The sequence below is a fragment of the Mesorhizobium sp. M0243 genome, assembly GCF_040321775.1.
Classification (GTDB): domain Bacteria; phylum Pseudomonadota; class Alphaproteobacteria; order Rhizobiales; family Rhizobiaceae; genus Mesorhizobium.
In genome coordinates this window covers 271175-285281 of record NZ_JAMYSF010000004.1, presented here as the reverse complement: position 1 = coordinate 285281, position 14107 = coordinate 271175, and the positions used below count along the sequence as shown (strand labels likewise).

12 protein-coding genes are annotated in these 14107 nt (G+C 65.0%); 9 read left to right on the top strand and 3 right to left on the bottom strand.

Annotated features, from left to right (window positions below; translation table 11 throughout):
* Nucleotides 1–80 precede the first annotated feature (80 nt).
* The 3 genes from NKJ11_RS07530 to NKJ11_RS07520 all read left to right on the top strand — a co-directional run bounded on the left by NKJ11_RS07530 (nt 81) and on the right by NKJ11_RS07520 (nt 3134).
* Entirely contained in the window at nt 81–1445 is a 1365-nt protein-coding gene (locus tag NKJ11_RS07530) for an Nramp family divalent metal transporter (RefSeq protein WP_352556103.1), read from the top strand.
* Between the two features lie 87 nt (nt 1446–1532).
* The gene (locus NKJ11_RS07525; protein ID WP_023809695.1) at nt 1533–2375 is read left to right on the top strand and encodes a protein-L-isoaspartate O-methyltransferase family protein; all 843 of its coding nucleotides are present in this window, start codon (nt 1533–1535) and stop codon (nt 2373–2375) included.
* A 108-nt stretch (nt 2376–2483) separates the two neighbouring features.
* A complete protein-coding gene (locus tag NKJ11_RS07520) occupies nt 2484–3134 on the top strand; it encodes a dihydrofolate reductase family protein (RefSeq protein WP_352775848.1) in 651 nt (216 codons plus the stop codon).
* Between the two features lie 71 nt (nt 3135–3205).
* On the opposite strand, the gene NKJ11_RS07515 is transcribed toward NKJ11_RS07520, so the two are convergent.
* Nucleotides 3206–4075, bottom strand: a complete 870-nt coding sequence (locus tag NKJ11_RS07515; protein WP_352775852.1) for a LysR family transcriptional regulator — start codon at nt 4073–4075, stop codon at nt 3206–3208.
* A gap of 96 nt (nt 4076–4171) precedes the next feature.
* Between NKJ11_RS07515 and NKJ11_RS07510 the strand changes: the two genes are divergently transcribed.
* Nucleotides 4172–4771, top strand: coding sequence for a LysE family translocator (locus NKJ11_RS07510; protein WP_352793000.1), 600 nt, complete (start codon nt 4172–4174; stop codon nt 4769–4771).
* A 214-nt stretch (nt 4772–4985) separates the two neighbouring features.
* Here the strand turns inward: NKJ11_RS07510 and NKJ11_RS07505 are convergent, their stop codons facing one another.
* The gene (locus NKJ11_RS07505; RefSeq protein ID WP_128305500.1) at nt 4986–5780 is read right to left on the bottom strand and encodes an SDR family NAD(P)-dependent oxidoreductase; all 795 of its coding nucleotides are present in this window, start codon (nt 5778–5780) and stop codon (nt 4986–4988) included.
* Between the two features lie 208 nt (nt 5781–5988).
* Between NKJ11_RS07505 and NKJ11_RS07500 the strand changes: the two genes are divergently transcribed.
* Nucleotides 5989–6444: a MarR family winged helix-turn-helix transcriptional regulator gene (locus NKJ11_RS07500; protein ID WP_352440436.1), complete on the top strand. Its 456-nt coding sequence runs from the start codon at nt 5989–5991 to the stop codon at nt 6442–6444.
* A 24-nt stretch (nt 6445–6468) separates the two neighbouring features.
* On the opposite strand, the gene NKJ11_RS07495 is transcribed toward NKJ11_RS07500, so the two are convergent.
* Nucleotides 6469–7647, bottom strand: a complete 1179-nt coding sequence (locus NKJ11_RS07495; RefSeq protein WP_352792999.1) for an MFS transporter — start codon at nt 7645–7647, stop codon at nt 6469–6471.
* Between the two features lie 199 nt (nt 7648–7846).
* Between NKJ11_RS07495 and NKJ11_RS07490 the strand changes: the two genes are divergently transcribed.
* The 4 genes from NKJ11_RS07490 to carB all read left to right on the top strand — a co-directional run bounded on the left by NKJ11_RS07490 (nt 7847) and on the right by carB (nt 14101).
* On the top strand, nt 7847–8203 hold the full coding sequence (locus tag NKJ11_RS07490; protein ID WP_128305503.1) for an ArsR/SmtB family transcription factor: 357 nt from the start codon (nt 7847–7849) through the stop codon (nt 8201–8203).
* A 271-nt stretch (nt 8204–8474) separates the two neighbouring features.
* The gene (locus NKJ11_RS07485) at nt 8475–9239 is read left to right on the top strand and encodes a metallophosphoesterase family protein (protein WP_352792998.1); all 765 of its coding nucleotides are present in this window, start codon (nt 8475–8477) and stop codon (nt 9237–9239) included.
* 178 nt (nt 9240–9417) lie between these two features.
* Nucleotides 9418–10317, top strand: a complete 900-nt coding sequence (locus tag NKJ11_RS07480; protein ID WP_352792997.1) for an SH3 domain-containing protein — start codon at nt 9418–9420, stop codon at nt 10315–10317.
* 280 nt (nt 10318–10597) lie between these two features.
* On the top strand, nt 10598–14101 hold the full coding sequence (gene carB / locus NKJ11_RS07475) for a carbamoyl-phosphate synthase large subunit (protein WP_352792996.1): 3504 nt from the start codon (nt 10598–10600) through the stop codon (nt 14099–14101).
* Nucleotides 14102–14107 lie beyond the last annotated feature (6 nt).

Below are 14107 nucleotides of genomic sequence, written 5' to 3'. Positions count from 1 at the left end.
GAAATATAGCATATTGCATAATGTTGAGCCATGGCATAGCTTGAGGCAACATCGTCCAGTCCCGCGGAAAGCCCTCCTTCATGTCTGAAGCCGAAGCCACAGCCTCCCGTTCCTCATGGCGGTTCGCCAGGCCCGACGAGGACGAGCAGCCCAGCCTGCGCGAAGTCAATTCCTCCATCGCCGTGCCGAACTCGGGCGTCTGGTTCCGTCGCCTGTTCGCCTTCATGGGTCCCGGCTACATGGTCTCGGTCGGCTATATGGACCCGGGCAACTGGGCGACGGATCTCGCCGGCGGCGCGCAGTTCGGCTACACGCTGCTGTTCATCATCATGCTGTCCAACCTGATGGCGATCCTTTTGCAGGCGCTGGCGGCACGGCTCGGCATCGCCACCGGCCGCGACCTCGCCCAGGCCTGCCGCGCCTACTATCCCCGTCCAGTCAATTTCGTGCTGTGGATCGCCTGCGAACTGGCCATCATCGCCTGCGATCTGGCCGAAGTCATCGGCACGGCGATCGCGCTGCAACTTCTGTTCGGCATTCCGCTGATCGGCGGCGCCATGCTGACGGCGCTCGATGCCTTCCTCGTGCTGCTGTTGATGAACAAGGGCTTCCGCTATCTCGAAGCCTTCGTCATCGCGCTTTTGATCATCATCTTCAGCTGCTTCGCCATCCAGATCTTCGTCGCCGCCCCGCCGGCCGGCTCGATCCTGCATGCCATGTTCGTGCCGTCGTCGGAAATCGTCACCAATCCGGCGATGCTCTACATCGCCATCGGCATCATCGGCGCCACCGTCATGCCGCACAATCTCTATCTGCACTCCTCGATCGTGCAGACCCGTGCCTATGAGCGCACCGACAAGGGCAAGCGCGATGCCATCAAATGGGCAACGACGGACTCGACCATCGCCCTGATGCTGGCGCTGTTCGTCAACGCCTCGATCCTCATCGTGTCGGCGGTCGCCTTCCATAACACCGGCCATCAAGACGTTGCCGAGATCGGCCAAGCCTTCGAGCTGCTGTCGCCGCTGCTCGGCCTCGGCATCGCCTCAATCCTGTTCGCGGTGGCGCTGCTGGCTTCCGGCCTCAACTCCACGGTGACGGCGACGCTTGCTGGCCAGATCATCATGGAAGGCTTTCTGCGCCTGCGCATCCCCAACTGGGCACGCCGACTGCTGACGCGCGGCCTCGCCATCATCCCGGTGGTGGTCGTCACCGCGCTCTATGGCGAAAAGGGCACCGGCCAGTTGCTGGTATTCAGCCAGGTGATCCTGTCGATGCAGTTGCCCTTCGCAGTCGTCCCGCTGGTGCAATTCGTCTCCGACAAGAAGAAGATGGGCAATCTCGCCATTCCGCGCGGCGTCGCCGCCCTTGCCTGGGTGGTCGCCGCAGTCATCCTGGGGCTCAACTTCAAGCTGCTCTACGACACCCTGTTCGGGATCGGCTAAGCTCCGCCTCGCCGGGAAATCGACTACCCTCTGCGCAGAGGGTAGCCTCGCGACAAATTGGCAATCCGCGCTATGTTGTCCCGCAGCATGGCCCGGATCGAAGACATCAGGAAATTCTACGCGCGGCTGCTGGTCGCCAATGCCGGCTCGCCCGACCCACGCCTGGAAGCGGCTTTCGCCGAGGTGCCACGCGAAGCGTTTCTTGGTCCCGGGCCGTGGACGGTCATCGCCGGCAACGGCAAGGTCACGACGCCGAGCGCCGACCCGGCTCATATCTATCAGAACGTGCTGGTGACGCTCGACGACGACAAGGGCATCAACAATGGCGAGCCCTTCCTGCACGCCATGTGGATCGGAAAGCTTGCGCCTAAACCTGGTGAGGCCGTCACTCATATCGGCGCCGGCACCGGCTACTACACCGCCGTGCTGGCCAGGCTGGTTTTACCAGGCGGCACCGTCACCGGCTTCGAACTCGACGAAAAACTGGCCGATCTGGCGCGCAAAAATCTCGAAGCATATGGCAATGCAACGGTCGTCCATGGCGATGCGGTGACGACGCCCCTGCCGCCATCCGACATCATCTATGTCAATGCTGGCGTCGCAGCGCCACCAGCAGGGTGGCTGAAGGCGCTGCGACCTGGCGGCCGCATGATCTTCCCCTGGCGCCCGGCCGAGCGCGTCCCACTGGCGGTGATGGTGATCCGCACGCAAAAAGGCTTCGCCTGCGATCCGTTCATGCGATCGTGGTTCATTCCCTGTGTCGGCGCCTCGCTCGCAGACTCAGCGTCGAGGATCCCGACGCGCGAGCAGGCCGCGCGCAGCCGCTCGATCTGGCTGGTCCAGGACAGGGCACCGGACGACACCGCCACCGCCATATCGGGCGATGTCTGGTTCTCGTCGGAAGATCTCCACCCCGGGCCTCGCAAATGATGGTGGTTTGCCAAAATTTCATATGTCCTGTCGGACCGGTGGCTCGTCGCCCGTCCTTGGGCTGAAGTCCGGCCACGACGGCGTGGATCGAAGAACGGGAGCATTGGAATGAGAAAGATCATCTCTGCGACATTCGTCAGCCTTGACGGCGTCATGCAGGCACCCGGCGGCCCGGAAGAGGATCCGGCCGGCGGCTTCAAGTTCGGCGGCTGGACCTTCCATTACGTTGACGAGGCGGGGGCCGCGGCGATGGATGAACTGTTCTCCAAGCCTTTCGCCCTGCTGCTCGGCCGCAGAACCTACGACATCTTCGCCGCCTACTGGCCGTATCAGAAAGATCCGATCGCGGATGCCTTCAACCCCGCGACCAAATATGTGGCGACGCATCGGCCTGACACCCTCACCTGGCAGAACACGCAAGCGCTCGGACCCGATATCATCGCGACGTTGCGCCGCCTCAAGCAGGAGGATGGGCCGGACCTGCTCATCCAGGGATCTGGCGATCTGATCCAGACTTTGCTCGCCAACGGGCTGATCGACGAAATTCGGCTGATGATCTTCCCGCTATTGCTGGGCAAGGGCAAGCGGCTGTTCGGCGACAGCGCGATGCCGGCCGCCTTCAAGCTCATCAAGTCGCAGGCAACCAGCACCGGCGTCATCATGGCGACCTACGAACGATCAGGCGAGATCAAGGTTGGGTCGTTTGTCACAGGGGAGCCGTCCGACGCCGAGCTCGAACGGCGCAAGAACTGGAAGTAGCAGGACGGCCTTTGCACCCTTTCCTCTCCCCCGATCGACGGGGTAGAGGAACCCAAGTTCTGAGAAGTCTCTCAAGCCGCCACCGGCCGTCGTGCCAGCCCATCGCGGATATGGCGTGCGAATTCCTGCGCCGCCGGCCCTACCCCATGCCTCGGCAGATGCAGGTTGATGGCAAAATTCGGCAGTGGCGGCAGGCCGGACTCCGGTGGCAATATGTCGAGATCCGCCGGAACCGTGGAGGCTAGCCAGGCGGTGACGGCGAGGTCGGAGCGCACCGTCGCCGTCGTCGCGTCGATGTTGCCGTTTTCGAACACGGTGCGCCACTCCAGCCCATGCTCACCGAGCGCCGCCAGCACCGCCGGGCGGAAGGCGCAGGTGTCGGCGACGATCGACACCGGCAGCGGCCGCTTGGCGCGGGCAACGCCGCCCTTGGCGCCGACCCAGACCAGCCGGTCGATGGCAAGGCACTCGCCCGCCGACGGGCCGACGCGTTCCTCGATCACCGCAAGTTCGATGGTCCCGGCCGCAAGGGCAGCAGCCAATTCCGGCGACGAGGCGCAGACCAGCGATATCTCGACCTGCGGATAGGTCTCGGCATAGGTCTTCAGCACCGGCGCCAGCAAGGTGCCGACAAGGTCGTAGGGCACGCCGAGCCGCACCTGGCCGGCCACCGGTGTCCCAGCCATCTCCGCCCAGATCTCGTCATTCAAGGCCAGCAACCGCTTGCCCCTGCCGAACAGCTGTTCACCGGCGCGCGTCAGCCGCAAGCCGCGCCGGTCGCGCTCGAAGAGGCAGGAGCCGAGCGCCTCCTCCAGCCGCTTGACCTGCTGGCTGACAGCACCTTGCGTCAGGTGCAGCGCATTGGCCGCCGCCGTCATGCTGGCCTTGTCGGCGACGGTGATGAAGGTGCGGATCAGCGCCATGTCGAGATTTCGGATCATGGCTGGCATTATCCATCCTAATGCCGACCATGGCAAACATTGCATTTACTGAAGTTCGCGCGCAGCTACGATCGCAGCCCTGACAGAGGACGCCGCATGCTCGAGCCCATTCTCCCGCTCATCCTGTTTGCCATCGTCGCCACCACCACGCCCGGCATCGCCACAACCCTGTCTACGGCGTCCGGCGCCCAGTTCGGGTTTCGCCGTTCCGTGCCTCTGCTGGTCGGCAGCGCCGCCGGCCTCGCCACGGTGACGGGTGCCGCCGCCGCCGGGCTCGCCGGTCTGCTGATTGCCATGCCTTCGCTGCAACTGGCCATGAAGGTCATCGGCTCGCTCTATCTCCTCTGGCTGGCGATCAAGATCGGCCGCAGCGGACCGCCCAATCTGGATGTGAGCATGGCCAGGCCGAACAGCTTTCTCGGCGGCGCCGGCATTCAATGGATGAACCCGAAGGGCTGGGCGATGGGGCTGGGCGCCGCGGCCTCGTTCGCGGCGCTGGCCAGCGGGCCGATGCAGCTCGCGCTGCTGCTCGGCGCCACTTTCGGCCTCGCGGCGGCCGCCTCGCTGTCGCTGTGGTGCGTGGCCGGAATGGTGCTGGCGCGGCTGCTCAAGACCGAATGGCAATGGCGCGCGCTCAACATCGTGCTGGCGCTGGTGCTGGCCGCCTCGATCATTCCGATGTGGCGGACGGCGTAAAGCGCGGCCTTGCAGAACCTGGGTTCCTCGCCCCCGCAACGCGGGGGAGAGGTGGCCGCGAAGCGGTCGGAGAGGGGGCTTCGTAGGGCGGATACTTCTTGAAACTTGATCTCCGTCGAGCCAGTCCCCCTCTCCGTCTCGGCTTCGCCGAGCCACCTCTCCCCCACATTCGTGGGGGCGAGGAACCCAGTTTCTGCTATCGGCCTCGAAACCCTCAAGCCGCGTAGCGGGCCGCCGGCTTGTCGGCGTGCAGGCTGCCGTAGAAGGCCTGCCGGGCACCGAGGAAAATGTCCAGCTTGGCCGGCTCGGCGAGCGCCGGCACGGTGACGGCTTCACCCCTGGCAAGGCCGACAAGGGCCGCATCGACCATATCGTCGGCCGTCATGATGATTTCCTTCGGAAGCTGGTCGATATCGCTGCCGGCAAGCTCCCAGAAATCGGTCCGTGTCGCGCCCGGCAGCACCACCTGCACCTTCACCTCCGTACCCGCGACCTCGCGGTGCAGAGCCTCGGTGAAGTTGACGACATAGGCCTTGGTGCCGCTGTAGATGCCGCCGAACGAGGTCTCATAGGCGAGCACCGAGGCGATGTTGACGACCGCACCTCGGTTGCGCGCCAAAAACCCCGGCAGCACGGCACGGGTCAGCCGCGTCAGGGCGATGACATTGACCTTGATCATGCGTTCGGCAGCGTCCGCATCGGCGGTTGCCACCACGGACTGGCCGCCAAGGCCGGCATTGTTGACCAGCAGCGTCACGCTGTCGTCGCTGGCGATCGCCTGCTCGACGCGGCGGACGTCGTCGTCGTTGGAGAGGTCGGCGCTGATCACGCTGACCTTGCGGCTATAGGTCTGGCGCAGCTTCCCGGCCAGTTCCTCCAGCCGGTCGGCGCGCCGCGCCACCAGCACCAGATCGTAGCCCTGCCCCGCCAGCCGGTCGGCATAGACCGCGCCGATGCCCGACGAAGCACCGGTGACGACCGCCGTGCCCTTGTTGCCCTGTCCACTCATTGTCCTGTTCCTTCTTCGACTGATCTGGTTCGCTTCGACTGATCCGGCGCCGTGGCATCTGCCGCGCTGCCGGAAAGCCGCTTGATTTGAATTAGTGGCATATGCCACTAATCGTGAAGTAGGCATATGCCACTATCTTGTCAATGATACGGACGAGGATTATTTGAGGGTAGCAGCCGGGCCTCATTCGCCGGCGCCAAGGACCATCATGTCAAAGGACAGCTTGCCCGGCCTCACGCTCTGCAACAACGCCGCGCTGCGCCGTGCGGCGCGCAAGCTCGGCAAGTTTTATGATGATGTGGTGGAGCCGTCAGGCCTCAAGGCGACGCAGCAGGGCCTGCTCTACCAGATCCATATCGGCGCCGAGCCGGCGATGGGGGCTATCGCCACGTCGCTGATCATGGACCTGTCGGCGCTCGGCCATACGCTGAAACCACTGATCCGCGACGGCTATGTCGAGACTTTCGCCGATCCGGAGGACCGCCGCGTCAAGCGTGTGCGGCTGACGCCGCAAGGGTTGGCCAAGCTCGAGGCAGCGATGAAGCTGTGGCAAATCGCCCAGCAGCGTTTCGAGGATGTCGTCGGCAGGGACAAGGCTGAAAAGCTGCGCGCGGCGCTGGATGACATCGCCGCGCTGGATTTTGATCTGCCCCCGGCCAGCTGAGCCGGCCGACGGCTTTCAAAGAGATTACTCGGCAGGCATCTCTACAGGCCGAGCCGCCCGGCGGCCGGCCACCACGATGCCAAGCCCGACGATCGGGAAGATCGCGGCGATCAGGCCGAGATCGGCCGGCGCGCCGTAGCGCAGCACGGCACCGCCCACCACCGCGCCGAGTGCGACGCCCAGATAGAGCGCCGAGGCATTGAGCGACAGCACGATCGGGGCGGCATCGGGCGCCAGCTTGATGATGCGGCTGGCCTGCGCCGGCGGGAAGGCCCAGCCGACGATGCCCCACGGCACCATCATCGCCATCAGCGCCGGTCCGGCAATATGCGGCGGCAGAAAGGTCGGGATGACCGACAGCAGGACCAGCATGCCGGCGCTCAGCGCCAACGACCAGCCGACGGTGCGGGTCGCGCCGAACCGGTCGGCGGCCTGGCCGCCGCCAATGTTGCCGATGACGGCGCCGACGCCGAAGCCGAGCAGCATGCCGGGCAGCGCGATCTGGCTGAGACCGCCGCCCTCGATGGCAAGCGGCGCGACATAGGCAAAGACGGTGAAGGCGCCGATCAGCGCCAGCACCGTCGTCAACAGGATCGGCATCACGCCGGGACGCAGCGCTGCCGCCAGCCTGCGCTTCAAGGGCAGCCTGGTGCCAACGATGCCCCGCGGCAGCCGGTACCACAGGATCGCGCCTGCAAGCGCGCCAAGGCCGGCGATGGCAAAAAAGGTGCCGCGCCAGCCGGCAACGGTGGCAACGAGCGCGCCCAGTGGCGCACCCAGTGCAACGGCCACCGTGGTTCCGCCGACGACGACGGCGATGGCACGCGCCCGGTGATGGTCATCGACCAGCGCCACCGCGGTGCCTTGCGCGGTTGCGGCGAACAGGCCCGACGACAGCGCCATGACGATGCGCGCGATCAGCAGCAGTTCGAAGGAGGAACTCAAGGCAGCGGCGATGTTGCCGAGCACGAAGAACACCAGCGTCCACAGGATGACGCGGCGCCGGTCCCATTCGCCTGTCAGCGTCGCCAGGATCGGCGTGCCGATCGCATAGGCGAGCGCAAAGGCGGTGATCAGCGTGCCGGCCAGCGGAATGGAGATGCCGGCATCCGCCGCGATGTCGGGCAGAAGGCTGGAGATGACGAAGCCTTCGGTCGAGATCGTAAACGATCCGAGCGCTAGCCAGAAAAGGCGCTTGTCCATGGCGGGATGTCCTTAGTTCAAAAGTTATTGAACAATTGGACATAATAGGGCATCATGTCAATGAAGCCAGGGAAAAATAGCTGAACCTTCCTGACAGCCCTGTGTCAGCACAGGTCGGCGCGAGACGGAGAAAGGCCGCGTGCGGGCCAACAATGATGGATGCGTTGAAATCGGACCCGACTGTGCTTAGTTTCGAGCCATGACCTTGCCACACCCCAATACGGACCAGATCAGCCTGCCGATCGTGCTTGGCGTGCTCGGCGATCCGACCCGGCTCGCCATCGTGCGCTATCTCGCCAGCAAGCAAGGCGTGCCGCTGAACTGCAGCCAGTTCCTGGATTTCGGCTCGAAGACCAATCTGAGCTACCACCTCGCCAAACTGCGCGAGGCCGGCGTCACCCGTGCCGAGGTGGTCGGCACCAACCGCATGATCACACTGCGCCGCGCCGATCTCGACGCCCGCTTCCCCGGCCTGCTCGACAGCGTCATCGCCGCCGCCGGCGACGATCCGGCAGTGCCGGCGGTCGGCGGCCACGACATCGAAGTGCACGCGTAGGCTGTTTCCTCGCACGATGAAACGCAGAGCTCGCATATGAATTCTTACGAAGATGGCCCCCACTCCGTCGAGCTTCTATCGTCGACGGAGGAGAGGGAAGGCGCGACTTCGCCAACCTTGGCTCCCTTCCTCTCCCTCCGGAGGGGGGAGAGCGACGGGGGAGAGGAAAGGCGCGAGTCAGGTGGGGTACATCGTAGAGCAGAAGCCTCGGCTTCCCATATGCGATAGCCCTGCCGTAAAACGGGGCCGCCAACCCACGGAGCCTCCCCCTATGCGCATTGCCGTACTGGCCGATATCCACGGCAACGTCCTGGCACTCGACGCTGTGCTCGATGATCTGCGCCGGCGCGGCGGCGCCGACCTGACCGTCAACCTGGGTGACAGCGTTTCCGGCCCGCTCTGGCCGCGCGAGACGTTTGCGCGGTTGGAGGCGCTGAACCTGCCGACAGTGCGCGGCAACCACGACCGCCGTGTCGCCGCCGACCCCGCTGATGACACCATGTGGCCCTCCGACGCCTATGCGCAGGAGCGGCTGACCGAGACGCAGCGCCAGATGCTTTTCGCCCAGCCGCTGACGCTGGAGATCGCACCCGGAATCATCGCTTTCCACGCCCGTCCCGACCATGACGAGAAATATCTCGCCGATACCATCGTCAATGGCCAGCTGGTGCGTGCGCCGCTGACGGCGATCCGGCGGCGGCTGAAGGCGCTCGACCCGGCTTGCCGCATCGCGCTGTGCGGCCACAGCCACCGCGCGGAACTGATCCGCGTCCCCGATGGTCCCGTCATTTTCAACCCGGGCAGCATCGGCTGCCCCGCCTATGACGATTCCACACCGCCGGCGCATGTCTCCGAGCAGGGCTCGCCGCATGCGCGCTACGGCATCGTCACCTTGGGCAGCAACGGCCAGTCCGACCGCTTCGAGGCCATCGCCGTCGACTACGACCACGAGGCGGCCGCCAGGCAAGCCGAACAGGCGGCCCGGCCGGAATGGGCTCACGCGCTCAGAACAGGGTTCATGCCCCTGCCCGGCTGAACGCTCTTGCGTTCATGCCCGGCTGAGTAGGCTCACGGCCTGGCGGGCCGGGTTGGGACCGGCGGAACGGCGAGCCGAATTTTCGGGCTTACATGGCGCCGCGGCGTCCCTTATAAAACCGGCCGGGCTTGCGGCGGGCTCGATCCGCCGCGGCATGATGTCAGCGCACGGCCAAACGATGAGGCGCACAGTCACGCTCCGAACAACCCTGCATGCGCTGATTGCTGCTCCGCTGTTGATGACGGCGTGGCCGGTGATTGCCCCCGCTATGGCTGAAGAGATGGCCCAAGAGGCGCCGGACCTCGTCATCTCCGTCGTCACCGGCCTGGCGCCGGACGACCTTCTCAAGGTCCGCACCACCGCATCGCCGGTCGCCACGGTCGAGGCGCGGCTGAGCAGCGGCGACATGGTCACCAATCTCGGCTGCAACGACATCAACGGCTACAAATGGTGCAAGATCGAGAGCACGGGCAAGGAGAAGCTGAGCGGCTGGGCGCCGGCGCGCTATCTCATTCCCCTCAATCCGGCCCCTTATGTCGAAGGCGAGACAAGACCGGCCGATGCGCCGGTGGTTGCCTCCACCGGCAGCGCCAATGAGGCCGGGCAGGCCTCGGCGCCGGATCAATCGCAGGCCACCAATAGCGCGCCGGTCGCACCGCCCGACCTGACAGCGCGGCTTGGCGGCGCCGGTCCGGCTGCCGAAAGCACGCCGAAATCGGCCGCGGAAATCGGCCGCGCCGCGATGCAGGATGCGTATGTACTGGCGCTGGCGGCGCCTGACGTCCCGCTTGATTCCGTTCCGACGCCGGCTTCTGGCCCCGAGATTCCCTGCGCCCGCTATGTCGGCCAACCAATGGAGCGCTGCAAGGTCAGCGTGGTGCACACCGCCGACAAGGCGAACATCACTGTGACCTGGCCCGATGGCGGCACGCGCATCATCTCCTTCCGTGCCGGCCAGCCGGCCGGTTCCGACGCGGACGGCAATTTCCGCTTCACTCGGGAGGGCAGCCTCAACATGATACGCATCGGCGAGGCCGAGCGGTTTGAGATTACGGATCAGCTGGCGCTGGGGAATTAGAATTTAGGGGAGTAGGGGAATAAGGGAGTATGTTTGGAATTCCCTCGAACCCACACCCTATTCCCCTATTCCCCTATTCCCCTATTCCCCTATTCCCCTATTCCCCTATTCCCCTATTCCCCTATTCCCCTACTCCCCTACCTCGCATTTTCGGGGTTACATCAGTCAAAACTCTTCCCTATAAGGCCCTCCTAGCCTGATACCAGAATCGCGAGCACAACCGGCCGGGTCTTCCCGTCCCGGTTTTTTGTGCAAGCCGCCCGCCGAACGGACCTTTGACATGCCAAGACGCACTGACATCAAGTCGATCCTGATCATCGGGGCCGGCCCCATCGTCATCGGCCAGGCCTGCGAGTTCGACTATTCCGGCACCCAGGCGTGCAAGGCGCTGAAGGAGGAAGGCTTCCGCGTCATCCTGGTCAATTCCAACCCGGCCACCATCATGACCGATCCGGAACTGGCCGACGCCACCTATATCGAGCCGATCACGCCTGAAGTGGTCGCCAAGATCATCGCCAAGGAGCGGCCCGACGCGCTGCTACCGACCATGGGTGGCCAGACCGCGCTCAACACCGCTTTGTCGCTGCGCCGCATGGGTGTGCTCGAGCGCTACAATGTCGAGATGATCGGCGCCGACGCCACGGCCATCGACAAGGCCGAGGACCGCGCTCTGTTTCGCGAGGCGATGAAGAAGATCGGGCTGGAAACGCCGAAGTCGATGCTGGCCAACGCCACCGACGTCAAGAACACCGACCGCAAGACGCATGAAGCCGAGCGCGCCGCCGTCAAGGCCGAGGCCCCGGCCGATCTCGACGCCGCGCTCGACGCGCTGGAAACCCGCTGGAACCTCGGCGAAGGCGACCGCAAGCAGCGCTACATCAGCCATGGCATGGCGATCGCCGCGCAGGCGCTCGACCATGTCGGCCTGCCCGCCATCATCCGCCCGTCCTTCACCATGGGCGGCACCGGCGGCGGCATCGCCTACAACCGCGCCGAATTCTACGAGATCGTCCAGTCCGGCCTCGACGCCTCGCCGACCACCGAAGTGCTGATCGAGGAGAGTGTGCTCGGCTGGAAGGAGTATGAGATGGAGGTCGTCCGCGACAAGGCGGACAATTGCATCATCGTCTGCTCGATCGAGAACATCGACCCGATGGGGGTGCACACGGGCGACTCGATCACCGTCGCTCCGGCCCTGACCTTGACCGACAAGGAATACCAGATGATGCGCAACGCCTCGATCGCGGTGCTGCGCGAGATCGGCGTCGAGACCGGCGGCTCCAACGTGCAGTTCGCCGTCAACCCGGCCGACGGCCGCCTGGTGGTCATCGAGATGAACCCGCGCGTCTCGCGCTCGTCCGCCCTTGCCTCCAAGGCGACCGGTTTCCCGATCGCCAAGATCGCCGCAAAACTCGCTGTCGGCTACACGCTGGACGAGCTGGAGAACGACATCACTGGCGGCGCCACGCCGGCCTCGTTCGAGCCGTCGATCGATTACGTTGTCACCAAGATCCCGCGCTTTGCCTTCGAGAAATTCCCCGGCGCCGAGCCGGTGCTGACCACCGCCATGAAGTCGGTCGGCGAAGTCATGGCCATCGGCCGCACTTTTCAGGAATCGCTGCAGAAAGCCTTGCGCGGACTGGAAACCGGCCTGACAGGTCTCGACGAGATCGAGATCCCCGGCCTCGGCTATGGTGCCGCGACGGCCAACCATGCCGACGACCGCAACGCCATCCGCGCCGCGCTCGGCACGCCGACGCCCGACCGGCTGCGCATGGTGGCGCAGGCGATCCGCATGGGCACGTCGCTGGAAGACGTGCACGCCATGTGCAAGATCGACCCGTGGTTCCTTGAACAGATCGCAGGCATCGTCGCCATGGAAGCCCGCATCCGCGAGCACGGCATTCCCGAGGATGCCGTCAACCTGCGCATGCTGAAGGCCATGGGTTTCTCCGATGCCCGCCTCGCGTCGCTGACGAAGACCGACGCCGAAGTGATTCAGAAAGCTCGCGAAAAGCTCGACGTTCATCCTGTTTACAAGCGCATCGACACATGTGCGGCCGAGTTCGCCTCGCCGACCGCCTACATGTACTCGACCTATGAAGTGCCGTTTGCCGGCGCGCTGGCCAACGAGGCGCAGGTCTCGTCGCGCAAGAAGGTCGTCATCCTCGGCGGCGGCCCGAACCGCATCGGCCAGGGCATCGAGTTCGACTATTGCTGCTGCCACGCGGCCTTTGCGTTGCGCGACGCCGGCTACGAGGCGATCATGATCAACTGCAACCCGGAGACCGTGTCGACCGACTACGACACTTCCGACCGGCTCTATTTCGAGCCGCTGACGGCGGAAGACGTGCTGGAGATTCTGCGCGTCGAACAGTCGTCGGGCGAACTGGTCGGCGTCATCGTCCAGTTCGGCGGCCAGACGCCGCTGAAGCTCGCCGATGCGCTGGAGAAGGCCGGCATCCCCATCCTCGGCACCTCGCCCGATATGATCGATCTCGCCGAAGACCGCGACCGCTTCCAGAAGCTCTTACACAAGCTCGGCCTCAGCCAGCCGAAGAACGGCATCGCCTATTCGGTCGAGCAGGCCCGCCTTGTCGCCGGCGAGCTCGGCTTCCCGCTGGTGGTGCGCCCGTCCTATGTGCTGGGCGGCCGCGCCATGCAGATCATCCATGACGAGGGCATGCTGCAGACCTATCTGCTCGACACGGTGCCCGGCCTGGTGCCGGAGGACATCAAGCAGAAATACCCCAACGACAAGACCGGCCAGATCAACACGCTGCTGGGCAAGAACCCGCTGCTGTTCGACACCTATCTCAGTGGCGCCATCGAGGTCGATGTCGACTGCCTCTGCGACGGCAAGTCGACCTTCGTCTCCGGCATATTGGAGCACATTGAGGAGGCCGGCATCCATTCGGGCGACAGCGCCTGCTCGTTGCCGGTGCACTCGCTGCCTTCCGAACTGGTCGACGAGTTGGAGCGCCAGACGGCGGCGCTTGCCCGCGCGCTCAATGTCGGCGGGCTGATGAACGTGCAGTATGCGATCAAGGACGGCACGGTCTATGTGCTGGAGGTCAACCCGCGTGCATCGCGCACCGTGCCCTTCGTCGCCAAGACCATCGGCCGTCCGATCGCCAAGATCGCCGCCCGCATCATGGCCGGCGAAAAACTGGAAGACGCCTTCGCCCATTACGGCGCCATGCCCGACCCCAGGAACCCCGGCCACATCGCGGTGAAGGAAGCGGTGTTCCCCTTCGCCCGCTTCCCCGGCGTCGACATCCTGCTCGGCCCGGAAATGCGCTCGACCGGCGAGGTCATGGGCCTCGACCGCGATTTTGCGCTGGCCTTCGCCAAGAGCCAGTTAGGGGCCGGCGTCGACCTGCCCCGCTCCGGCACACTGTTCGTCTCCGTGCGCGACGAGGACAAGAAAGGCATCTTGCCAGCGGTCAAGCGCCTCGCCGGCCTCGGCTTCAAGGTGCTGGCCACCTCAGGCACCGCCCGCTTCCTCGCCGAAAACGGCGTCGTCGCCGAGAAGATCAACAAGGTCCTGGAAGGCCGCCCCCACATCGAAGACGCCATCCGCAACCGCCAGGTCCAGATCGTCTTCAACACGACTGACGGCCAGAAGGCGGTGTCGGACTCAAAATCGCTGCGCCGCGCGACGCTGATGCAGAAGGTGCCGTATTACACGACGCTGTCGGGCGCGGCGGCAGTGGCCGAGGCGATCGCGGCGCTGAAGGCGGGGAGCCTCGAGGTGAGGCCGCTGCAGGAGTATTTTGCGTGAGGTCCT

Bases quoted from the DNA above. Each gene is read 5' to 3' on its own strand.
- NKJ11_RS07530 (WP_352556103.1), top strand. From the start codon at position 81: ATGTCTGAAGCCGAAGCCACAGCCTCCCGTTCCTCATGGCGGTTCGCC.
- NKJ11_RS07525 (WP_023809695.1), top strand. From the start codon at position 1,533: ATGGCCCGGATCGAAGACATCAGGAAATTCTACGCGCGGCTGCTGGTC.
- NKJ11_RS07520 (WP_352775848.1), top strand. From the start codon at position 2,484: ATGAGAAAGATCATCTCTGCGACATTCGTCAGCCTTGACGGCGTCATG.
- NKJ11_RS07515 (WP_352775852.1), bottom strand. From the start codon at position 4,075: ATGATCCGAAATCTCGACATGGCGCTGATCCGCACCTTCATCACCGTC.
- NKJ11_RS07510 (WP_352793000.1), top strand. From the start codon at position 4,172: ATGCTCGAGCCCATTCTCCCGCTCATCCTGTTTGCCATCGTCGCCACC.
- NKJ11_RS07505 (WP_128305500.1), bottom strand. From the start codon at position 5,780: ATGAGTGGACAGGGCAACAAGGGCACGGCGGTCGTCACCGGTGCTTCG.
- NKJ11_RS07500 (WP_352440436.1), top strand. From the start codon at position 5,989: ATGTCAAAGGACAGCTTGCCCGGCCTCACGCTCTGCAACAACGCCGCG.
- NKJ11_RS07495 (WP_352792999.1), bottom strand. From the start codon at position 7,647: ATGGACAAGCGCCTTTTCTGGCTAGCGCTCGGATCGTTTACGATCTCG.
- NKJ11_RS07490 (WP_128305503.1), top strand. From the start codon at position 7,847: ATGACCTTGCCACACCCCAATACGGACCAGATCAGCCTGCCGATCGTG.
- NKJ11_RS07485 (WP_352792998.1), top strand. From the start codon at position 8,475: ATGCGCATTGCCGTACTGGCCGATATCCACGGCAACGTCCTGGCACTC.
- NKJ11_RS07480 (WP_352792997.1), top strand. From the start codon at position 9,418: ATGAGGCGCACAGTCACGCTCCGAACAACCCTGCATGCGCTGATTGCT.
- carB (WP_352792996.1), top strand. From the start codon at position 10,598: ATGCCAAGACGCACTGACATCAAGTCGATCCTGATCATCGGGGCCGGC.